This window comes from Nitrospiraceae bacterium, assembly GCA_019637075.1.
GTDB lineage: Bacteria > Nitrospirota > Nitrospiria > Nitrospirales > Nitrospiraceae > JAHBWI01.
Genome location: JAHBWI010000002.1, coordinates 457,061 through 479,493 on the forward strand (window position 1 = coordinate 457,061; position 22,433 = coordinate 479,493).

Here is a 22,433-nt window from a genome sequence, read left to right on the forward strand (position 1 = left end):
GGCACCTAGGAAAAACCAAAACTTCGTTTGAGCCGCTCCCAGAGCCCTTCGCCGTGCACTTCGCAGGCGACGGTCGGCTCGGTGCCCTCGATAAACACCTCGACCATTCGTTCGGGACAACGGGACGTCGCCAGTTGTCCGGTCTTCGGATCTATCTCCCGCGTGACGATGCCGGGGGGAATCGGAAAATCCCTCAAGACCGGCGATGACGTCTGCCGCATGAAGTCCGCCCAGATAGGCAGCGCCGCCTGCGCGCCGGTCAATCGCAGGGGCTCCTCATCGTCGAATCCCACCCAGACCCCGACGACATAGTCCGTGCTGTAGCCGACGAACCAGGCGTCCCGATACCCATCGGTGGTGCCGGTCTTGCCGGCGACGATGCTGCGGACGCCCATCGCTTTGGCCTTGGCCGCCGTGCCCCGTTCGACGACGCCTTTTAAAAGACTCGTGACCACATAGGCCGCCTGGGGAGAGACCGCCTGGCGCCGCTCCGGCGTATGGTGCCACAAGGAATCTCCGTCGGAGGTCAGCACCGACTGCAAGGCCGTCGGCGTCACCGCCACGCCTCCGTTGGCCAGTACGCCGTAGGACGAGGTGATCTCGAGGAGCGAGACGGAGGATGTGCCGAGCGCAATGGAGAGATTGTCCGCCAGGGGACTCCGGATACCGAGGTTCTGCGCGGTCTGAAGAATCCGCCTGGTGCCCACCGACTGCGCCAATTTCACGGCCGGAACGTTCAGGGACTGCTCCAGCGCCGCGCGGAGTGACACCGTTCCATGGAATTGACGGTCATAGTTTTGCGGCGACCAGGTACCGGTGGAAGACTCGAAGCTGACCGGCTCATCTTTCATGCGCGTCGCCGCCGTCACCGGTTGCCCGCTCCCCGGTTCGCGCTTCGCCTCGAGCGCCGCCAAGTAGACCAGCGGCTTGAAGAGCGACCCCGGTTGGCGCTTGGCCTGCACCGCCCGATTGAACTGGCTCGCGCGGTAGTCCCGGCTTCCGGCCATGGCGAGGATAGCCCCCGTCGAAGGATCCAGCACGACAATCGCGCCCTGGAGCGTCTCGTCCCGCGCATTCAATGCCGGATGTTGCGCTTCCAATTTTGCGAGGCCGGTACCGAGGACATCCGTCGCCGTACGTTGCAGCATCGGATCCAATGTCGTGTAGAGCTTCACACCGTCCGGCAGCGGCGCCCCCACGGCTTCCTCGGTTTGGCGCAGAAGGTAATCGACGAAGAACGGCGCGTCAGCCAAGGTTTCCTGCGGCAAGAGCACCTGTACCCTCGCATTGACGGACTCCCGCCAATCCTCCTCCGCGATGAATCCCTGCTCGCGAAGCCGCCCCAACACCACATCGCGCCGTTGCTTGGCGGAGGCGGGGTTCTTGAGCGGTGAATAGGTGTTCGGTCCCTTGATCATCCCGACCAGGAGGGCGATCTCCGGAAGATTCAGTTCGTCGACCTGCTTCCCGAAATACCGGTGAGCCGCTTCCCCCACCCCGTAGATCGACACGGACCCGATCTGCCCCAGATAGATCTCGTTGAGGTAGCTCTCGAGGATCTCCTTCTTCTGATACTTGGCCTCCAACACCAGTGCGGCGACGGACTCCTTCAACTTTCTGGTGAAGGTGCGGCGCGGCGAATAGAAGAGGTTCTTGGCCAGTTGCTGCGTGATCGTGCTGCCCCCCTGAACGACGTCGCCGCGGACCAGGTTTCGCCACAGGGCCCGGCCGACCGCCACCGGATCGATGCCGGGATGGCTAAAGAACCGTCGATCCTCGATGGCTAAGAGGGTGTCGACGAAGCGGGCCGGTGTCTTGGCATAGGGCAGCCATTCCCGCACTTGCCTCGAATCACCGCGCAGTCCGCTGATCAACTGCGGCTCCAGATAGACGGGAAATACGTCCCCTCCATGCTCGAGCGAGACGACTCGGGTAGCCTGGCCCTGTTCCAGCACGAGCCGCACGGCTGAGGCCCGCACATGCTGGTCGGGCACCTCACGGAGATAGATGTCCAATTCCGAGGAGGTGCTGCGATAGTCGCCGGGCGCGCGCACCGGATGCTCGACGGACTTATAACCAAGTTGCTGCAGCCGCTCGAGCAAGCGGGAGGAAGTCACATCGAGGTCGGGCTTCAGAAGAAACGGAGCGCCGAACACCAGGCGCGGGCGGTGTTCGTCTCCCTTCGGCAGTGCCAAACTGGCCGACAAGTACAGCCCGTATCCAACGCCGAGGCCGACCGTGAGCATGATCGCGACGGTCAACAGCAAGAAGGCCCGCTTGGCCCAACGCAGCGGTACGCTTACCACCGGCTCCTCATGCGCGCAGCATACGCGATCCTGCAGGGGAAATCATACGGCCGGATGGCTCGAACACATCACGACTCGTACGTCCACCAGCTTGACAAAAATGCGACAGTCCCCTTAGATGGCGCCCAACTGCTCTATTCCTAGGACGCGATACGTAATTCACAACCGACAAGGAGAATTCCGTGGACATGATGCCCGCCTCCCTTCCTGTCCGCCAACCATGCCCCCAGACATCGTCCAGTACGATCGGGCGCGGGGTCGGACTCCTGGTGATCCTGTTGGGATTCCTTACCGTGCCGGACATGCTCTGGGCCGGAAGCTTTCGGATATTCGACCACAGCGCCTCGGCGGCGGGTCAGGCCTCCGCCTTCACCGCGCAAGCCGACGATGCCTCCGCCGCATACTACAACCCGGCCGGTATGACCCAGCTCCACGGTGTCCAATTGTCGGCAGGCACGACCCTTATCGGCGGCGGCTTCTCATTCCAAAATGCCGGAGGCGCCACGACCCCGGGAGATTTGCGCGGCAGCGTCGCCCTCCCGCCGCCATCCAGTTTCTACGCCACGGCGAATCTCAAAGATCTCGGCATCGGATCGGTCGACGGCCTGGTCGTCGGCTTGGCCGCGTTCAATCCGTTCGGCACGATCACGCGCTGGCCCGACAGCAGCCAGTTCTCCAGCGCCACGACCAAAGCCGCCTTCGAATTGCTCGATATCCGTCCGTCGATCGCCCTCAAACTCCACCCTGACTTTGCGATCGGCGTCGGCGCCGACATTTATACGTTTTCCGGCCTCCTCGGGGAGGGACAAGTTGAACGGCAACTTCGATGGCCCGGCGGGCTCGGGATCCCGGCCGGCTCCGGCATCGAGCTCACCGGCCGCGATACAGCCGCGGGCTTCAACGTCAGCATGCTTTATACCCCGATCCGGAACGAGGACGGGTTACCGCTCGTCAATGTGGGATTGATCTACCGGAGCCAAGCCACGCTGCACCTGAACGGGCAATTCATGGTCAACGGCGCACCGATTGCCGACTCGCGCACCACCTTTGTCGTCCCCCAAGTCTTCACCGGAGGCGTGGCGCTTTGGCCGGTCCGCAACAAGAGTCGCGAGTGGAAACTGGAGTTGGACGTCGACTATACAGGCTGGAAATCCGTCCGCAACCTCGACAGCACGCTCTCGAACGGGGTGACGATCGCGACGCCGGCCAATTGGAACAGCGGATACACGGTGATGATCGGTACGGAGTACAAGTGGCTCAAACCGGAACCGCTGCCGGACTGGGACATCGCGGTGCGAGCCGGCTACTGGCACTCGCCGAAGGTCATCCCCGACCTGACCTTCAACCCGGCCATTCCGGATGGCGACCAACATGCGATCGCTGGCGGTCTGGGCTTCATGTGCACCGGCAACGGGCATTTCCTCGGCCTGATCCCCTGCGGCGGATCGGACAAGGCCTTCCGGCCAAAGGGCCTCGGATTGGATGTGGCCTACAAGGCCGTGCTGTACGAAGATCGAACAGTGGCCGGGAACGTGAACCCGACCGTCAACGGAACCTACCGCACGACGCTGCACGTCGGATCGGTGAATATTCGGATGAATTTTTGACCATGGCCCCCCCGATCATGCTACAGTTCTAGGTACGTACAAGCTGCGAGTCGCCACCCATCCCGCCAAAACGGGATGGGATTCATTGCTCGGCTGAGGGATCCCCCGTGACACAGGCTCAGCAGGCAACCCCCATCTCCTCGCTTCAAGACGAACAGACGAAAGTTCTCTATCGGAGTGCCGCCTTCGGGCTGCTGGTGTCCGTCATCAATGCGACGTTGATCGTCGTATTGGAATGGGACGTCTTTCCGCAAACTCCGCTGCTCTGGTGGCTGGGCACAGTCTGCAGCGTCACCGCCTTGCGCGCGGGCATCGTCTGGGGCTACTGGAACCACACCCCGGCCGGCTGGACCACAGCCGACTGGTATCGCTGGGCGCTCCGCGGCGTCACGGCGACCGGCCTGGCCTGGGGAGCCAGCACCTGGTTTTTGGGCCCGGACGTACCCCGGGCAAATGAGTTGCTTCTGCTGTTCGTGATGACCGGAATGGTCGCGGGGGCAGTACCAATCTTGGCACTTGTGCTGCCGGCCTTTCTGCTGTTCAACGCGACGGTCTCGATTCCCCTGCTCTACCACTTTGCCACAGCCGGCGATCCGTTCCACTGGACGCTGGCCGGCATGACGATCCTATTCGTCTCCGCCACGACCTATTCCGCCTGGAACCTGAACCATGCGGTCCTGACTTCCCTGCGGCTCAGGCTCCAAAACCAGGCGCTGGTCACCTCGCTGACCGAACGATCGACGGCGATAGAACAGCTGAACCGGGATGTCACGAAAGAGATTCAGGAACGCCGGCTGGTTGAAGAAGAACTCCGGCAAACTCAGGGCGACCTGGAACGCCGGATCGCCGAGCGCACCACGGATTTAGCGCAGGCCAACGAGAGCCTGCTCACGGAAGTCGAAGAGCGGCGCCGTACCGAGCGGGCGCTCTTCTCGAGCGAGAAGCGCTTCAATCACCTGACCGACAACCTCAACCAGGGCGTCTGGTTTGCGCAAGTCGAACCGCCGCAGGTGCTCTATGTGAATCCCGCCTTCGAACGCATCTGGGGACTTCCTGCCGATCGATTCTACGAAAACCCTCGCTTGTGGCGGGAGTGCCTGCACCAGGACGATCGCGCGTCGGTCAACGAGGCCTACGATGCGGCACTGGCCGCGCCTGACACCAAAGACCTCGCCCTCTTCTACCGGATCGTCCATCCCGACGGGGCGGTACGCTGGATCCATGATCGCGTGGTCTTCCACCATAAGAGCGACGGGACGGTCGACCAGATCAGCGGCATCACCGAGGACATCACCGAGTCCCGAGCGTTGGAACAACGCCTGCGCGAGGCGCAAAAGATGGAAGCGGTCGGCCGCCTGGCGGGGGGCGTCGCCCACGACTTCAACAACGTCATGACCGTCATTCTCGGTTACAGCGCCGTTCTTCTCCAGGAAATGAGCCAGCAATCGAGCGCCCGCCATTTCGTCCAGGAAATCCAGCGGGCTGGTGAACGATGCGCCGCCCTGACCAGTCAACTCTTGGCCTTCAGCCGCAAGCAGATGTTGCACCCCGTGTCGCTCGACCTCCACCGAGTCATTCGCGATCTGATGTCCCTGCTCAGGAGCCTGCTTGGCGAACACATCACCGTCGTGCTCCGCTTGGACCCGACTCCCCGCTGGGTCAAGGTGGATGCGGTTCAAATGGAACAGGTGATCATCAACCTGGCCGTGAATGCCCGGGATGCGATGCCGCAAGGCGGCACCTTGACGATCGAAACGGACGAAATCCCCCTTTCTCAGGTGCGCGGAGCGGGAACCGGCAGCCGCACGGATCGGCCCTACGTTCGCTTTCGCGTGCATGACACCGGCATCGGCATGGACGCGGACACCCAGGCGCGCGTCTTCGAACCGTTTTTCACGACCAAACCGCAAGGGCAAGGAACCGGTCTCGGTCTTGCCACGGTCTACGGAATCGTACACCAAAGCGGCGGGACGATCAGCGTCGACAGTAAACCGGGGCTCGGCACGACTATGACGATCTGCCTCCCTCAAGTGACGCCGGTCGGTCCGCCGATGCCCGCCACAGTTCTCCCTCCGGATACCAAACCGGGCACCGAAGCCGTGCTGTTGGTGGAGGATGATCCATCCGTACGGCTCCTGACGCAGCATGTGCTCAGAATGCACGGGTTCCTGGTGTACGAGGCGGCGGACGGTATCCACGCCCTCGACCTGATCCGGCAACATCCGGTACACGTCGACGTCCTGGTCACCGATCTCGTCATGCCCGGCATGAATGGGAAGGAATTGGCGAAACGGTTGCGCGGGAAGCTCGGTCCGCTGAAGGCCGTCTACGTGTCCGGATACAGCGATTCGGCCCCGATCGTCGGAGACGATGCGGATGGACAATCTGCGTTCTTAGCGAAGCCCTTTTCTCCGGAAGACTTGATCCGCACCATCCGCCAGCTCCTCCAGACGGCGGCGCCCGCCGCGCTGAGCCCGCCTCAGCGGTAGCGGTCCATCAGCCCGCGGCCTCGTCGGCTCGAACGGATGCACCGATCCACGGCGGCGAGAGGGAGCCGACGAACATGCCTGCCGCTGCGGCCAAAAATCCGACCAACTGCGGCGGCCAGATCGAATCGGACCCGCCGAAGGCTTCAAGCACGACCCAGGTCACCAATCCTGCACCGATTGCCAGCAACGCCCCCTGCGTCGTCGCTCGCTTCCAAAACAGTCCCGCGGCCAGCGGTACGAATGCCGCCACCAGCGTCACTTTGTAGGCATTTTCGACCATCTTGAAGATTGATGCCTCTGAATTGAGGGCGAATCCGAGCACGGTCGCGGCAAAACAGACCAGCACCACCCGCATGAGCCGCAGAAACTCGTCGTCTGCGATCCGGGGAAACCACGCTTTCAGCACGTTCTCGCTGAATGCCACCGACGGGGCCAGCAGCGTGGCCGATGAACAACTCATGATCGCCGAGAGCAAGGCCCCGAAAAATACGATCTGTGCAGCCAAGGGCGTATGTTCGAGGATCAACGTGGGCAACACCAGCTGAGAATCGCGTTCGAGCAACCCGGCCACGTGGGCCGGATCGATCAAGGTCGCGGAATAAGCAAGGAACATGGGGACGAACGCAAAGAGGAAATAGAGCGATCCGCCGAGCACGGATCCGCGGACGGCCGTCCGCTCATCCCGCGCGGACGTGATCCGTTGAAACACGTCTTGCTGGGGAATCGAGCCCAGCATCATCGTCATCCAGGCCCCGAGAAACGGAATCCAGGCCTCGAAGGTCGCGGGTGGAAAGAAATCCAGTTTTCCCGCCCTGGAGGCGTGCGCGATGACCTGATCGACGCCGCCGGCCAACCCGCTGATGATCGAGGCGATATACAACATCCCTCCCATGATGATCGTGATCTGCACGAAATCGAGGATCGCGACCGAGAACATCCCCCCGAAGACGGTATAGGCGAGCACAATGACGGCGCCGAGGACCATGCCCGTCGGTTGCGAGATCGCTCCGTCCGTCACGACCGAAAAAACCAAGCCGAGCGCCTTGATCTGTGCCGAGACCCACCCCAGGTAGGAGGCGACGATGCAGAGGGTACAGAGCACCTCAACGCTGCGGTTGTAGCGGAGGCGGTAATAGTCGCCGATCGTCAGCAGGTTGAGGCGATAGAACCGGCTCGCGAAAAACAGACCGGCCAGGATGAGGCAAAGGCTCGACCCGAAGGGATCTGCCACTACGGCCCGCAGGCCGTCTTTCACGAACGTGGCGGAGATGCCCAAGACCGTTTCGGCGCCGAACCAGGTGGCGAACACCGTGGCCGTCACGACCGGCAGGGGCAAGCAGCGCCCTGCCACCGCAAAATCCTTGGCAGTATGAACGCGCATGGCCGCGTAGAGTCCGATACCGACCGACAGCGCAAGGTAGAGGATGACGAAGGTCAGCAGCATTCCGCGATCAACGATCGGGTGACGGTGACGGAAGAATCGGCGGGCCCGGAGCGCGATTGTAGCGAGCGGCTTCGCGCCACGCAACAGCAGAGCGCCGCACGCATTGACTTGGCTGCCGCGACCGGCTACAACGCGCCGCGCAACCAGGTGAGCCGAAGACACTTCGTACGAACCGGAGCATGCACATGACTCAACGCCAAGGCAACCGTCACCTTGTTTCGTCCATTCTGTTGCTGGCCGCTTGCATCAGCCTGCTTCAAGCCTGCAGCGGCGCCTCCATCTTTCCCAGCAAACCACCGGCCCCGATCGACTTCGCCCGCACGATCGAATATGCCGACCGCGCCGCACTGGTCTACGAAAGCACCGAGACCATCGAAGCACGCAACACCGCCGATCACCGCTACGAAACCAGTCCGCTCGACGCATTGGGCGGCAAGGTCTTCCTGGAAACCGACGATGCACGACATCTCCAGTGGATCGCCGTTCGCGGCACGGCCAATCTCAACAACATCAAACTCGACGTCGACTATAACAAGGTGGTCGACGAACGCCTGCGGATCCCCCTCCACAAGGGCTTCGCGGACCTGGCGATGGATGCCTACCGGTTTGTGAAACCGCGGCTCAAGCAGGGGTACGAGGTACGGGTGACGGGTCACAGCCTAGGCGGGGCCGCAGCGGTGATTGTGCTGATGTTGTTGAAAGAGGACGGCGCGACGCTCGGACAAGCCGTTACGTTCGGCCAGCCGAAGGTGACCAACCGGGCAGGCGTACGCAAGTATCAGGAACTCCCGCTGCTCCGCGTCATCAACGACAAGGACCCGGTTCCGCTCCTGCCTCCGCTCGAGCTGTTCGCCATTCTGGACGAGGGATCCTTCCGCCATCTCGGACCGGAGGTTGTCCTGGAGGATGGCGCCGCATTCCGCTACTACAACGGGCATGATGCCGAGCGCATGTCGGTGATGTCATTCTGGCAACACATGTCCGACCACGACGTTCCCGATCACTATATGAAGAACTATCTCGACCGTCTCCACCAGAAGCTGCTGCCGTAACGATGCGTCGACGAACCAAGATGGTGGGTCATGAGACAAGGTGCAGGGCTATGGTACGTCGAATGAGCGGCGGACCGGCATTCCCGTTGCGAAGGGACGGTGCGAGGCGTTGACGCGGCGCCCGCGCAAGAGGCGAAGTTTCGTTGACTTCTGACAGCCCTATGTTACGAATCCTGGTATGCGACTCTCCATCTGTCTCACCTGGATCGTCGCGGTCCTGTCGATTTGCGTCTTCACGATCCTCGCGTCGCTTCGCGGGTTCATGAGCGAAGACCGGGGCACCTCCGTGAAAACCGTGGCGCACATCGACTTGCCCCGCGTCGTCAAGGTCCACCGCGGGCGCTGCAATCCGGCGAAGCCGTCCTGTCACCTGGCTCGTCCCAAGCCCCATCACAGGGCCGCGGCCTAGACATCGAGACACCCCTCATCCGGAGGCAGGCTGGGCCACGGCCGCCCCGTGATGCCATGGCCCAGGCGCTTCATGATCGCGTCACGAGAGGGCAATCAGCTGCTTGTTGGCTCCGAGCCACTGGTCGAAGGTCTGCAAAGAGGAGTTGAGCGCCCGAGAGATCGCAAGGTCGCGATTGCCGCAAAATACCTCGTTGAAGTCTCGCTTGAACTGAAACATGTTTCCCAGATCGTCGGCACCGGGAAACCCGAAGGTCCGGTAGACCTCCGGCGGCACTGCGTTGTATCGCACTTCACGGCCGAGATGTCGCGTGAGCGCGGCGGCCATCTGCCCACCGGTGAGATGCTCCCCCGCCACTCCCACGGTCTTCCCGAGATAGGCATCACGCCGCTTGAACACACCGAGCGCGCACTTGCCGATATCCACGGCGGCAATCCCCGGCAGCTTCTTCTCGCCCATGGGCAGAGTGAAGGCCAAGACCCCATCCGGCCCCGGCTTGGGTCCCATCCCGAAATGAATCAAGTTATCCCAATAAAATGACGTGAGGAAACAGGTCGTCGGCACCCCGAGACGCTTGAATTCACCGTCCGCCTCGCCCTTTGCGTCGAAATGAGGAACCTTGTATTTGCCCATAAGGGTCGGCATCCGGTTGTCCGAGAGCGGCACCCACCGACGGGAATCCTCGAGCGTCGACCACACGACATGCTGCAATCCGGCAGACTTCGCCGCCTGCGCCATCGCCTGGGCTTCGCTGAATTCCTTTTCAGGGGACATGTGCGCCCAGAAAAACGTCACGCAGAACGCCCCATACGCCCCGGCAAACGCCCGCTTCAGGCTCTCCGGATCATGCACATCCGCCGCCACGACTTCCGCACCGAGGCGCGCAAGCTCCTTGGCTTTGTCGGCATTCACGTCCCTGGTCAGTGCCCGAACCGAAAATCCGGAAGCCGGATCGGCCAGAATAGCCCGTACCAACCCGTTCCCCTGCATGCCCGTTGCTCCCACCACTACAACGACCTGTTTCTGTGCCATCTTCTGCGTTTCCTCCTTCTCTCACACCGGCTGTCAACCACGCGCCCCCTCACGCGTTTCGATTAGGGGGTGAATCCAGCTTGGTCTGCATCGCCCCAACATGTTAGGCTATCGATAGCTAGCCTGGGAGGAATACCATGATGCGTCATTCCACCGATCGAATGGAATCCCCTCGGAACACCTGGCTCGCTCTTTCGTTCTTATTCGCGCTCGCAACAGGTGGCCTCGCCGGTCCTGCTCAAGCCGCCGACACCTCAGGCCCGTGGGAATGCTCGGGTTACCAAGGCGAAGCCCATACGCGCTGCCTCCAAGCGTTCATCGAAATCCAACGCGAGAAAATTTCGAAACTCGAAGCGGAAGTGCAGCTCCAGCAGGGCCGGATGGGTCAGCTGAAAGACCAGGTCGATCGGCAGGCCTCCGCGACGGCCGACCTCCAGCGCCAGATGGCAGACCAATCCTCCTCCACCACCTACAACTACGTGACATCGGGAGCCGGGCTCTACCTGTATCCGCCCGCCGGCGTGGAACTCTACTTCGGTCGTCCCTGGGTGTACGGAGCCCCGTTCTACGTTCGCCCGCACTTCTGGGGGCCTCGCTATTACCGCCCCTATTACGGCCACTGGCATCGCCGCTGGTAATCCAGCGTCCCGAGGGCACGCACGCTAGGCGGGATCCCGATGGACGGTGCCCGGTGTGAAAGCCGGGAGACAGACGGCAATGTACTCGGCCCCCTCGGGACCGGGAGTGCCGTAACGAATCCACTCACCTCGCCTCGTGATTACCGCCTGACCAGCCTGCACATCCATCACACCGGCCTTGGTTTCCACTCGCAGCATCCCGCGAAGCACGACCGTGTACTCGTCAAACTCGGGTGTTTGACCAGGCTCCTGCCAACCGGACGGACTCTGCATCCGTGCAATGCTGATGGCCTCGGTCCCGCTGTTGACCTTGCCGATGTATTCGTCAATGAGCTTGGGCTTATTGCCGGCCGCTGCAATCCTCGTTGGCTTCTGAATCAATTGCGCCATGTTCGACTCCTTCCTCTTGCCGTCCACTTTCCCACAATCCGGCAACCCATCTAGCGGAGTCACCGCAAAATTCCAAGCCGATTCACCTGGGCATCTCTGAAAGAACAGTGACGCCGGACCAAGGCGTATGCTAAACCATACACTCAGTGCCAACGCCTTGAATTTTCACATAGGATACCGATGCGGCGCCCCTGGTTCCAGACCGGATTGATCGCATGGCAGCTGGTCCTCGTCCTGGGATTGAGCTTGGCGGCAGAGGCACGATCGGACCGACCACGCGCTTCGACAGCTCCAACAGAACGCCCTGAGCCCGAACTCCATAAGACCCTCACGGAAGCTCCCCTCCTCCGCGTCGGCCAGCTACTCGCGCATGGTGCGAACATCGAGGCGCGCGATGCCACGGGAGCCACTCCGCTCATCACCGCCGCGGCCAGGGGCAACATCACATTGATTCGACTGCTGCTGAGCCGTCTGGCGCGGGTCGATGCGCGCGACAGGGACGGCGACAGCGCACTCCACCTGTCCAGCTTGGCCGGATGCGTCGATTGCGTCGACGCCTTGCTGCAGGCCGGAGCTCCACCGGACAGCCGAAACACACTCGGGTTTACTCCGCTCCACCAGGCCGTCCGGCGATTCTGGGAATTGCCGGGCGAAACCAACCGAGACCGCCTCCACCGGCAACGAGACATCATCGCACTCCTCCTTCAACAGGGAGCGTCCCTCGATTCGCAGGATGGCTCCGGCAGAACGCCTGCTACGTTGGCAATGGAAAGTAACAACGGCGCGCTGCGCGCGAGCTTGATCACACGCGAGCCGGCAGTAGAATCCCACCAGCCCGAGTCGCTCTCAGGGAACGGTCAGGCCCCGGCGCCGAATCAAGATCGATTGGAAACAGCCGTGGTTCCTTCAGGAGCCGGAACATCCGCCACAGCTCCTATCAGGCAAGAGCCTCAGCCGGCGGTCCTTCAAGACTCTGCCGCTGCGCAGAGCCCTCCAATCATGCAACCGGAACCGCCTGCGGCGACTAGTCCGATCCCTCCGGCTGCCGCTCCTTCGGAACAACCACCGGCAGCGCCATCAAGCTCAATGCCTCCATCGATCGAACCAGCGACATTGGCCGACCGGTCAGCGAAGGGAGCCACAACACAGGCCTCGAGGACAACCGCGAGCGATACGGGCCCGCAAGCGCAGGCAACCGAGACGGAAAGCAGATCCGATGCACAAAGCCAGCAAGCCTTGTCCGGTCCAGATCCGGCCGCCCCTCCGGGACCGGTCCTCTCCTCACCGGCCTCGGCTGCCCCCACGCTCGGCGCCTCATCCGGAAGCTTCCCTCTGTCTCCTCCGGTGCCGGCCGCTGCCTCGAAGCCGGAACGGTCGTCGGTTGAATCAGCGAGTTCCGAACAGCAAGGGGACCCGGCGATTCAGCGGACCGAGCCGATCGAACCCAGTGCGCTCGCAGAATCCGTTCCGGCCACCGCCTCGCAACCGCTTCCACAGCAACCTGCACCAGCGTTGGAACGCGACCGTCCCACGCCTAGTCACCGAGAGTCGACTCAGACCGCTCAAGCGACCGGTGCAGCAGCCGTGGCATCTGCAGAGCCATCGGAAGTATCGGCCCGGCCCGTTCCAAGAGACCTACAGCAAGAAGCGCGCGTTTCTGAACCGTCGCAGAGCCCCTGGCTGTTCCGGAATGTTGGGTTCGGCCTCGGCCTCGGATGGACGCACAATCTTGGTCCCCGACGGATCGAATCGGTCACGACCATCAATCGTATCGTCCGGATCGATGAGGAGCGAAACGACCTCGTGCGGTTCATGCCGGAGCTGCACGTGTGGCTCGACCGTTGGGACGAACAACGTTGGAGCTGGGGGCCTTTTCTGGCCTTTGCGCCCGGATCGCGCGTGGTGGATGCGGTCGGTTTCGGGCTGATGTTGGGCTACCGCCCGAGCCCAGCCGATCACTACAGCTTCAATCTCGGCCTCGGTGGCGTCCTGGACCTGGATGCCCGCGTGCTCGGAGACGGGCTGATTGCCAACGAGCCGCTCCCTCCGCATGAAAGTTCGGCTAGGACTAAACACACGACCGCCGCCGGCCTCCTCGTTCTCTTTTCCATAGGGTGGGACCCCGCGGCACCGCAGGGAGCGTCACGATCATCATCCTCGGGACCCCCGCTTCATTGACGGGCTCGCAAGGTTCTCAGTAAGGTGAAGATGGAGCACACATGAGCAGCATTCCTCCAGCACAGTTTCCCGACGAACAAACGGAGGGCGGAGAGTTCAAGCGTCAAGCCGATGCGTTTCGCGATTGGGTGACGGCCGACGGTTCATCCGGCTATCCGGCCGCCGTGGGCCGGTACCACCTGTACGTCTCCCTCGCCTGTCCCTGGGCCCATCGCACCATCATCGTGCGCAAGCTGAAGCGGCTGGAACCTGCCATCGGCATGACCGTCACCGATCCGATCAGGGACGAACGGGGCTGGGCGTTCCGTCAGGGACCCGGCTACTCTCCCGATCCCATCAACGGATTTCATTTTCTCAGCGAAGCCTATCGGGCCACCGACCCGACGTACCGAGGCCGCGTGACGGTTCCGGTCCTGTGGGACACCGTCAGCCGACGCATCGTCACGAATTCGGATGACGACCTCATGCGCATGTTCAACAGCGAATTCGACCGGTTTACCGACAGCCACCTCGATCTCTATCCCACGGCGCTCCGAGCGGAGATCGACGCACTGAACGACTTCATCTATGAACGCATCAACAACGGAGTCTACCGCGCGGGATTCGCCACTTCTCAACGCGCGTACGAGCAGGCGATTCGCCCCCTGTTCGAAGCGCTGGAGGCCCTGGATGCCCGGCTCGCCGACCGGCGTTATCTTTTCGGCAATCAGTTTGTGGAGACCGATTGGCGGCTGTTCGTGACCCTGGTACGCTTCGATGCCGTCTACTACGGTCACTTCAAATGCAATCTTCGGCGTATCGTGGACTATCCCAACCTGTTCGGCTACTTGCGCGACCTCTACCAAACGAACCACATCGCCGAGACGGTCAACTTCGACCACATCAAACGGCACTACTACGTCACCCACGACGACATTAATCCGACCCGCATCGTGCCGCTGGGCCCCATTCAGGACCTGAGCGCGCCGCACGGGCGGGATCGTCTCGGATGATCGGAAATTTGTCTTGTACCGTATGTGGTTGGTGCCGTATGGTGGATTAGCTATGCCACCAGCAGAAAGGATGTTTCATGCGCCTCATCGTTGCCGCCTTCGCCCTGTTGACGCTGTTCGCGACGTCCGCCACTCCAGCCTCATCGGCTGATCCGACCACCGACGACCAAAAAACCTTGTATGCCCTTGGCCTGGCCGTGAGCCAGTCGCTCGGCACCTTCACATTGACCGAGGCAGAATTGGAATTCGTGAAAGCCGGCCTCTCCGACGGCGTCCTCAAGAAGCCGCAGAAGGTGGATCTTCAAGCGTTCGTCCCGAAGATCAACCAATTGGGACAATCCCGCATGACCGCCCTGGCCGACATTGAGAAGAAAGCAGGCGCAGCGTTCGTGGCGAAGGCCGCGGCGGAGTCCGGAGCCAAGAAAACCGAGTCCGGCGCTATCGTGACGACGATCAAGGAAGGAAAGGGCGCCACGCCGAAACCGACCGATACCGTCAAGGTGCACTACCACGGCACGCTGATCGACGGGACGGTGTTTGATAGCTCAGTGAAACGCGGTGAACCGGCGACCTTCCCCCTGAATCAGGTGATCAAGTGCTGGACTGAGGGCGTGCAACAGATTAAGGTCGGTGGGAAAAGCCGGCTGGTATGCCCCTCCAGTATCGCCTATGGCGATCGCGGTCAGCCACCGGTCATCAAGCCAGGCTCTACACTGGTCTTCGAAGTAGAGCTCTTGGAAATCGCGAAACAGTAGCCTCCCAAGATGTAGGATAAACACCGACGCAGCCATCGGATGTTTTTCCCCTGTGATCGAACACTTAAGGTTTTCCTGCCTCGTTCCGAAATGGTCAAAGCCGAACGAATCTGATTTCCCGGCAGCGGCAACCCTGCCCTGCCGGGAAATTTCATGGCGCCGGACTAGGCCGACAGCCACGAATACACCCGTGCCGATGTTCACGACCGGGATGGCGCGGTCCGGAACAAAGGCTCGCCCTTATGCGATCGCCGGATATACACCTACTCCTCGTCGACGACTCGCAGGTCAACCTCGACCTGCTGTTGGACTATCTAAAGGACACTCCCTACGCGCTCGTGACGGCGCGGGGCGGAACCCAGGCCTGGCAATTACTCGAACAGAACCCGGATTGCTATTATGCGGTCCTTCTCGACCGTGTCCTGCCAGGCATGAGCGGCATCGACCTTCTCCGCAAGATGAAGCAACACCCCACGCTCTGCCAAGTCCCGGTGCTTATACAAACGGCGTCGAGGGAACCGCAAGAAATGCTGGAGGGCCTACAGGCCGGGGCCTATTATTCTTTGACCAAACCGTTCGACAAGGACACGCTTCGAGCCATCGTCGACGCTGCCGTTCGCGATCGCACCGGCTTTCTGGAGGTAAGGAGCAGCCTGCTCAGAACCAACGCCACGATGGCACTGCTCGATTCCGCGACCTTTCATTTCCGCACTCCGGAAGAAGCCAAGGACCTGGCCACGTTGCTGTCGCATGCCTATCCGGATCCGCAACGCGTGGTGATGGGCATCCTGGAATTGGCGCTCAACGCCATCGAACATGGCAACCTGGAAATCGGGTACGCGGAGAAATCCCGGCTCCTGAATTGTGACTGTCTCGACGAGGAGATCGCACGCCGACTGGCCGATCCGCGCTATGCGTCTCGAACGGCAACGGCGCAGTTTGCCCGCCAAGCCGGACGTCTCTGTCTTCAGATTCTCGATGAGGGAGAGGGCTTCGAATGGCACCGCTTTCTCGACTTTGATCCCCAGCGGGCGTGCGACACGCACGGCAGGGGAATCGCGATGGCCAACAAGCTGAGCTTCGACCAACTGGAGTATCTCGGGAAGGGCAACGAGGTCCTGGCGGTTCTGCGGTTGGAAAGTATGCCGAAATGCTTCGCTGCCTGACACCTGCCTAGTTCGACAGCACCACTTTCGAAACACCGTACCAACGATCAAGCCGCTTCCCCTCGATCGCCAAGTCCAGATGGGGCGCACCGCCGTCTCGGTCCAAGACTGCGATATCCAAGCTGTACTCACCCGACGGGAGTCTCCCGGGAAGCTCGATCCGGTCGGACACTTCATGCGGACCGCCGGGCAACCAATCCCGAAGCTGCGCCTGGCTCACCCACTGTCCCACCACATCCCCCGACTCGTTGCGCAGTCGATAGGCCAGCGGCCAGGCTTGGTACACCGGCGCCACGCCAATGTTCTCCCAGCGAGACTGCAGGACAAACGGCTGACCGGCGGTGAGGCGCGCCTCATGCGTGAGGCTGCGAAGCACCAATCGATAACCCATTTTCCGCAGAAACTCCTCGAACCGGGATCGCCAGGCAGCAGGAACCGGTTTCGACTTGGCGTTCAGCACCGAGACGTGCCAGTCGAGGCCGCGCTGTAAGATTTTGTCGAGGTCGAACCCGCGCTCATACCACTCCTGGATGTAACCGCACACCTCGAACTGTACAGGCCCGCGTTTCCATGCGCCGGCCACGATCGAATCTTCCAATGCGGGCGGATAGGCGTGCTCCATATGGTTCCAGTCCGGTCCGAAGTACCCGTAATCCCCGTAGCAGTCCCCGCGCCACCCGGCTCCACGCGACGCGGCATACCGTAACGGCCCGTTGTGGAGCATCACGAGCGGGGTGCCCGAAAAATACTCGAAGTACCAATCCATAATCGCGCGCTGATTGGCTTCGGTTGGGAAATAGTCGCGACAGATCGGTTGGGTTTCGCCGGGACAGCAGGCCGTGTTCCACTCGCCCCAGCATCCCACGGAACCGATGTCCACATGGTCGAGCACCGCAGTCTGACCGTATCGCTCACCGAACGCCCGGAGCAGTCGCCGGTGATATTCGAGAAACGTGGGGTTGTTGTAGTCGGGAAAGGTCCCGTCCGATTCCTTGACGCTCGCCACGCCTTTATCGAGCAGCCATTGTGGGGTGCCGGTCTTGTACTCCGAAACGATTCGAATGGCGAGGGATTCCCCCTTCGCCTTCGCTTCACTGATCACGCGATCGACGAGCGCGAAGTTATACCGACCCTCCTCCGGCTCCAGTTCGGCCCAGGACCAACGGAAATAGGCGACCGTCGTTTTTGGATACTCCGCCGCGGACGGCGGATGGCCGAACCCGAAATGAAAATCGGCGAACCCCATTCCAGGATTGTAGAGGAGATCGCTGACCTCCCGAGGCCTCACGGTCGTATGGACATGAGCGCTCGCGCCGCCAGCGCCGCTGGAAACCGAGCTGCTATCGACTGAGGTTGCATGAGCAAGAATGCCGCCCAGCATCAACCGGCCGATCAACAGTCCCCCTGCGACGCATCGCGTCAAGGCCGCATGACCGCCGAACGACAAGCCCCTTGTCCTGTGAGTCACCGCCTCCATCCGCTACTCGAACCGGCTGATCTCCACACTGAACTCCGTCTTCAGCAAGATCTCCTTCTGGACCGGAGAGCCTTTGCTGGAGTTGGTCACTCGCAACACCATCCCGCGTTGTTCGAAACGATCCACCGTCACCAGCACCGTCCGGGCCGCCGTGCCCAGACCGACGACCTTCACGACGTATTGGAAGGACGAACCCTGGGGGAGGGCATAGCCGGCAAACGTAAGCAGCACTTCGCCGTCCCGTTCAGCCTTCGCACGCAAGGCGTTGTACACCGGTTGTCGCGCATTTCCGTCCCCACGCACCAAACCCGCCGCGACGATTTCATAGCGTCCGGCTGAGAGCGGACGTTCGACGGCATTCGTGATCGCCGTCTGCCCTGCGACGCCGGGAGGGCCGGGAGGACCGACGGGGCCGGTCGGCCCTGGAGGGCCGGGAGGACCCGCAACCGTTTTCGCACAACCGGCCAGACACAGCAGTGTTGCAGCGAGCAGCACGTTCCCGAAACCTCTTCGCGTCATGGGACCTCCCTCGGTGTCGGACACCACTGCCCCCCAAGCCCGAACGAAACCGATACGACCGGAAAACGCGCACAGGCTATGCCGTTCCCCCGACTCTGTCAACCGACCCAATTGTCACGGTTGAACCGGTGAGCGATGTCGGGGCGGCCAAAGACGGTGCGGCGGGTTCGGCTCAAGAAACATTGGGGGAAGCGGCAAAGTATGGTAGGGTACGGCCCGCATTGCTGCCGAAGGGACGAACCCGACGTGTTCAGACTCTTTTCCCCCGCTATCCGATCCGATGCCGTGTTGATCACCGGCGCCTCCACGGGTATCGGCGCCGCCTGCGCCCTGGCCCTCGACAAGATCGGCTACCGTGTCTTCGCCGGCGTCCGCAAATCCGCGGACGGTGAGGCGCTCCAACAAAAGGCGGGCCCACGGCTCATGCCGGTGCGTCTCGACGTCACCGACGAGACGACGATGCTCGCCGCCAGCCACACCATCCGCGCGATGATGGGAGACGCAGGCTTGGCCGGACTCGTCAACAATGCCGGAATCGGGGTCGCCGGTCCGATCGAAGCGCTGCCGTTGGCCGACTGGCGCCGGCAATTCGAGGTCAATCTGTTCGGCCTCATCCGCGTCACGCAAACCTTCCTGCCGCTCATCCGGCAAGGACGCGGACGCATCGTCAACATGGGATCGATCGCAGGCCGAGCCGCCATGCCCTTCATGGCTCCGTACTCCGCGTCCAAGTATGCGCTGGAGGCGATGACCGACGCGCTTCGAATCGAAGTGCAACCGTGGGGGATTCGCGTCGCGATCATCGAGCCCGGCGCCATCGCGACACCGATCTGGAAAAAGACGAGAAAAGAAACCGACGCATGGGACACATCCTGGAGTCCTGAACTCAAATCGCTCTACCAGGAAGGCTTCAGCCTCGTCAAAGAAACAGCCACAGAGGCGGGAGAGCGGGCGCAGCCGGCCGGCCTTGTGGCGGAAGCCGTCATCCATGCCTTGCGGTCGCGATTTCCTCGCACACGATACCTCGTCGGGTCGGACGCCAAGATTCGCGCCCGCCTCGCGGCGTTGCTGCCCGATCTGCTCAACGATTGGCTGATCACCCGGATCGTCAAACTCCCACCCCGACGGTAACGAGGCCGGTCCCCTATGCCGCCGCAGCTCCTCGCCATGGTGGTGATCGCCCTGCTCGGAGCGGGCCTGAGGCGGGCCGGCATCCTGACACGATCCCATCTCGAACGCCTGGTCCACCTGGTATTCCGGATCAGCCTCCCCGCCACCATCTTGGTCTCCATCGATCGCCTGACGGTGGCATCGGACTTGTGGAGGCTCCCGGTTACCGCCTGGCTGGTCATCCTCTCGCTCCTGCCCTGTGCCTGGCTCTTGAGCCGCAGGCTCGACTTGCCCCGCGCCGCCGCCGGCACCGTACTGGTCGGCAGCAGCGTGATGAACATGGCCTTCTTCGCCTATGCCGTCGTCCTAAGCCTTTTTGGCGAGGCGGGGTTGGGACGAGCCCTCTTCTTCGATCTGGGCCACGGGCTGCTGGTGTTCACGCTGATCTATGGCATCGCCGTTCGGTTCGGCGGTCGCGCGACTTCCCCTCCCGCCGCGATCGGGCGTTTTCTCGGCTCGCCTCCCCTCTGGGCCATCATCGTGAGCACCGGGCTCCGTGCCTGCGAGATCCATTTGCCCGACTGGGGACGCGGGCTTCTGTTTCCGCTTCACCTGACGACCATGCCGCTGGCCAGCCTGATCCTCGGATTGTCCATCGACATGCAGACGTTGTCTCAACGCGTCGCCGTTGCCGCAGCGGCCGTGATGCTTCGCATGGGAGGCGGCGGCGTGATGGGCTGGTGGTGGAGCGGGCTCTTGGGACTGTCGGATTTCGATCGCACCATCGTAACGCTGAGCGCCGCCATGCCGGTCGGTCTCAACACGCTGGTGTTTGCGGCGGAAGAGGAGTTAGATCAGGACTTGGCCGCGGCGATGATCACGCTCTCCATCGGCATCGGCCTGCTCTTGCTGCCGGCCCTGCCCTGGCTCCTCGGCCTGCTCGGACGGTTGGCATGATCGAGGGCATCAGGTCTGCGGCACACGAGTCATATCGATGACGAGGCCTTGGCCGTCAAGGTAGAGCCAGACCACTTCGTTTGGCGAGAGTTGCTCGATCGCCGGTTGGAGCAATGGGCGAACGGGAAAGGTGAGGATCTCGTCGATCTTCGTTCGGAGTCGGACCCGTCCGTCGCCGATCGCGACGAACGCCCCCTCCAAACGACGTTGCGGCGCCTGCGGCGATGTCCCGGAGGCCAGATCCCTCGGCTTGCCCTGCGAGTGGGCATCGACGATGAGGTACGAACGGTCAATCGCAAAATCGGCCGTTTCCCCCACCTCGAACTTCGCCAACTTCTCCATCACGACCCGCCGCGCATAAAACCCCACGTCGCGGCCGGTTTCGAGGCGAATCGTCACCCGCTCCTTGTCCACCTGAAATTTCCGGCCCAGCGAGGCGCGCAGGATCTTCGTGGGCGGCGTCGGTGCAGGTTTCTGGTATGCGACCACCTCGTCGGCGCTGTTCAGTAAAATCTCCACCGGATGACCGATCCCCAACCCGCGGGCTTCGTCGCCTCCCGCTTCCAGAGAGAGGATCCTCTGCGCCCGTTCGCCGGTGTCGACATAGACCTGATCTCCGCTCATTGAGACGATGGTCCCCTTGACCAGCCGGCCGCTCTGCACGATGCCGGGAACCGGCTTGAGCTCTTCGATGCTGAGGTTCGGGAGAATCTTGGCGGCGCCACCGCAACCGGTCAGCATCCCCGAGACGCAACAGGCAGCGATCCACATCCAACCGCCATGAGGCACTCTTGTCATGACTCGCCTTTCCACCTGACGCTCATCGCCGCGCCGTGACCGAACCGCAAGACCCTCGACCCGCTCGAATTTCGATGTACCATTTCGGGCGCATGCGCCCGAAATCCGTTCGCACCGGCCGCCGGATCGAGGATGCCGAATCTAAAACTCTTGGCCCGTCCGGACCTTGAGAATACACGACCCAATGCCAGAAGGCACGGTTACCGCGGCGGTGCCACTTGATCGCCAGTAGCGCCACGGACGGTAACGTTGTCCAGTCGCGAAAGGGCCGTTCCGACCGGGCCGCATGAAGCCCATAAGACGCCAGCAGTCGTCGAACGTGGCCTGTCTCGGACCAGAGTCGCTCGTCTGACACGGCGATCCCGAGCCGCGCCGCCTTCTTCCGCACCCGGCGATAGGACTGTCCGGTCAGCGCCGCCACGCTCGCGATCCCGCACCCGGTTCGATCTTCCTGGACCACCGCCTGCATCACAAACTCAGCTTCAGTTTTCGTCCGCCGGACGGGCTGAACCCCTGCCGCTCATAAAACACAAGCGAGCGCTCGAACGCGGGCAACGGCGGCGTATTCACTTCCAACCTTGTCCACTGTCGCGCTCGTCCGAACCGGACTGCCTCGCGAATCAGCCTCGCCCCCACGCCTTGCGAGCGGTAGAGCGGCCGCACGTAGACCTCCGGCATGGTCCCGAATCTTCCTCCTGCATACAACGCATAGCCCTCACAGAGACTGAGGAGCCCGACCGTTGCACCGGCGCCCACGTCTCGGGCGAGCAGAATTCGGCATTGCCCGGTGGCCAGCCCCTCGCGCGCCAACTCAATCGTCCGGGCACGATCGACATCGAAGGCGCGCTGCCCGATCACGGCCATGATCTCCTCGAGCAATTCCGCAATCAACGCGGCAATGTCCGGCGCATCCTCCGCTCGTGCCCATTGCAGCTCGATGGCCATCGAATCAGATCGCACTCGTCTCCGTCACAAGATCGGCGCTGAGCATACCATAGCAACGCGAAGGATCGTTCATCCGATCGTGAGAACTCCCCTCATGATCGTTGCTCAACGGGCGGGGCACACGTGCCATAATACGGATTCAACGGCCTGTTCTCAGACCAACGAACGA

At 62.2% G+C, this 22,433-nt stretch carries 20 protein-coding genes; 11 read left to right on the forward strand and 9 right to left on the reverse strand.

Features of this window, described 5'->3' with window-relative positions; translation table 11 throughout:
• Positions 1–5 precede the first annotated feature (5 nt).
• Positions 6–2,306, reverse strand: a complete 2,301-nt coding sequence (locus tag KF814_06410; GenBank protein ID MBX3235764.1) for a PBP1A family penicillin-binding protein — start codon at positions 2,304–2,306, stop codon at positions 6–8.
• A 302-nt stretch (positions 2,307–2,608) separates the two neighbouring features.
• On the opposite strand from KF814_06410, the gene KF814_06415 reads away from it, so the two are divergent.
• Positions 2,609–3,913, forward strand: a complete 1,305-nt coding sequence (locus tag KF814_06415; GenBank protein ID MBX3235765.1) for an outer membrane protein transport protein — start codon at positions 2,609–2,611, stop codon at positions 3,911–3,913.
• Positions 3,914–4,020: 107 nt separating this feature from the next.
• Positions 4,021–6,402, forward strand: coding sequence for a PAS domain-containing protein (locus KF814_06420; GenBank protein ID MBX3235766.1), 2,382 nt, complete (start codon positions 4,021–4,023; stop codon positions 6,400–6,402).
• Between the two features lie 7 nt (positions 6,403–6,409).
• Here the strand turns inward: KF814_06420 and KF814_06425 are convergent, their stop codons facing one another.
• Positions 6,410–7,846 carry a sodium:solute symporter family protein gene (locus KF814_06425; GenBank protein ID MBX3235767.1) on the reverse strand — a complete coding sequence of 479 codons (1,437 nt, stop codon included), beginning with the start codon at positions 7,844–7,846 and terminating at the stop codon, positions 6,410–6,412.
• Between the two features lie 185 nt (positions 7,847–8,031).
• Here KF814_06425 and KF814_06430 point away from each other — a divergent pair, with 185 nt between their 5' ends.
• On the forward strand, positions 8,032–8,898 hold the full coding sequence (locus KF814_06430; GenBank protein MBX3235768.1) for a lipase family protein: 867 nt from the start codon (positions 8,032–8,034) through the stop codon (positions 8,896–8,898).
• Positions 8,899–9,076: 178 nt separating this feature from the next.
• Positions 9,077–9,307 (forward strand): hypothetical protein, encoded by a 231-nt coding sequence (locus KF814_06435; protein ID MBX3235769.1) that lies wholly within the window; start codon positions 9,077–9,079, stop codon positions 9,305–9,307.
• Positions 9,308–9,388: 81 nt separating this feature from the next.
• On the opposite strand, the gene KF814_06440 is transcribed toward KF814_06435, so the two are convergent.
• The gene (locus KF814_06440; GenBank protein ID MBX3235770.1) at positions 9,389–10,339 is read right to left on the reverse strand and encodes an NmrA/HSCARG family protein; all 951 of its coding nucleotides are present in this window, start codon (positions 10,337–10,339) and stop codon (positions 9,389–9,391) included.
• 137 nt (positions 10,340–10,476) lie between these two features.
• On the opposite strand from KF814_06440, the gene KF814_06445 reads away from it, so the two are divergent.
• Entirely contained in the window at positions 10,477–10,977 is a 501-nt protein-coding gene (locus tag KF814_06445) for a hypothetical protein (GenBank protein ID MBX3235771.1), read from the forward strand.
• A gap of 24 nt (positions 10,978–11,001) precedes the next feature.
• On the opposite strand, the gene KF814_06450 is transcribed toward KF814_06445, so the two are convergent.
• On the reverse strand, positions 11,002–11,367 hold the full coding sequence (locus KF814_06450) for a hypothetical protein (GenBank protein ID MBX3235772.1): 366 nt from the start codon (positions 11,365–11,367) through the stop codon (positions 11,002–11,004).
• A 180-nt stretch (positions 11,368–11,547) separates the two neighbouring features.
• Between KF814_06450 and KF814_06455 the strand changes: the two genes are divergently transcribed.
• The 4 genes from KF814_06455 (at position 11,548) to KF814_06470 (ending at position 16,458) form a co-directional block, all read left to right on the forward strand.
• A complete protein-coding gene (locus tag KF814_06455; protein ID MBX3235773.1) occupies positions 11,548–13,545 on the forward strand; it encodes an ankyrin repeat domain-containing protein in 1,998 nt (665 codons plus the stop codon).
• Positions 13,546–13,586: 41 nt separating this feature from the next.
• Positions 13,587–14,537 carry a glutathione S-transferase family protein gene (locus KF814_06460; GenBank protein ID MBX3235774.1) on the forward strand — a complete coding sequence of 317 codons (951 nt, stop codon included), beginning with the start codon at positions 13,587–13,589 and terminating at the stop codon, positions 14,535–14,537.
• A 77-nt stretch (positions 14,538–14,614) separates the two neighbouring features.
• A complete protein-coding gene (locus KF814_06465; protein MBX3235775.1) occupies positions 14,615–15,292 on the forward strand; it encodes an FKBP-type peptidyl-prolyl cis-trans isomerase in 678 nt (225 codons plus the stop codon).
• Between the two features lie 242 nt (positions 15,293–15,534).
• On the forward strand, positions 15,535–16,458 hold the full coding sequence (locus tag KF814_06470; GenBank protein MBX3235776.1) for a response regulator: 924 nt from the start codon (positions 15,535–15,537) through the stop codon (positions 16,456–16,458).
• A gap of 7 nt (positions 16,459–16,465) precedes the next feature.
• Here KF814_06470 and KF814_06475 read toward each other — a convergent pair whose 3' ends face one another.
• Positions 16,466–17,926: a DUF4832 domain-containing protein gene (locus tag KF814_06475; GenBank protein ID MBX3235777.1), complete on the reverse strand. Its 1,461-nt coding sequence runs from the start codon at positions 17,924–17,926 to the stop codon at positions 16,466–16,468.
• A gap of 12 nt (positions 17,927–17,938) precedes the next feature.
• Positions 17,939–18,454 carry a hypothetical protein gene (locus tag KF814_06480; GenBank protein MBX3235778.1) on the reverse strand — a complete coding sequence of 172 codons (516 nt, stop codon included), beginning with the start codon at positions 18,452–18,454 and terminating at the stop codon, positions 17,939–17,941.
• Between the two features lie 201 nt (positions 18,455–18,655).
• On the opposite strand from KF814_06480, the gene KF814_06485 reads away from it, so the two are divergent.
• On the forward strand, positions 18,656–19,585 hold the full coding sequence (locus KF814_06485) for an SDR family oxidoreductase (protein ID MBX3235779.1): 930 nt from the start codon (positions 18,656–18,658) through the stop codon (positions 19,583–19,585).
• Positions 19,586–19,600: 15 nt separating this feature from the next.
• Positions 19,601–20,521 carry an AEC family transporter gene (locus tag KF814_06490; protein MBX3235780.1) on the forward strand — a complete coding sequence of 307 codons (921 nt, stop codon included), beginning with the start codon at positions 19,601–19,603 and terminating at the stop codon, positions 20,519–20,521.
• A 9-nt stretch (positions 20,522–20,530) separates the two neighbouring features.
• Here the strand turns inward: KF814_06490 and KF814_06495 are convergent, their stop codons facing one another.
• From KF814_06495 to KF814_06505, 3 genes are read right to left on the reverse strand one after another with little or no spacing between them, the layout of a single operon-like run.
• A complete protein-coding gene (locus tag KF814_06495) occupies positions 20,531–21,319 on the reverse strand; it encodes a hypothetical protein (protein MBX3235781.1) in 789 nt (262 codons plus the stop codon).
• A gap of 22 nt (positions 21,320–21,341) precedes the next feature.
• Positions 21,342–21,791, reverse strand: a complete 450-nt coding sequence (locus KF814_06500) for a hypothetical protein (GenBank protein MBX3235782.1) — start codon at positions 21,789–21,791, stop codon at positions 21,342–21,344.
• Positions 21,788–22,264 (reverse strand): GNAT family N-acetyltransferase, encoded by a 477-nt coding sequence (locus tag KF814_06505; protein MBX3235783.1) that lies wholly within the window; start codon positions 22,262–22,264, stop codon positions 21,788–21,790. Before KF814_06505 ends, KF814_06500 begins: the two co-directional genes overlap by 4 nt.
• Between the last annotated feature and the right edge of the window lie 169 nt (positions 22,265–22,433).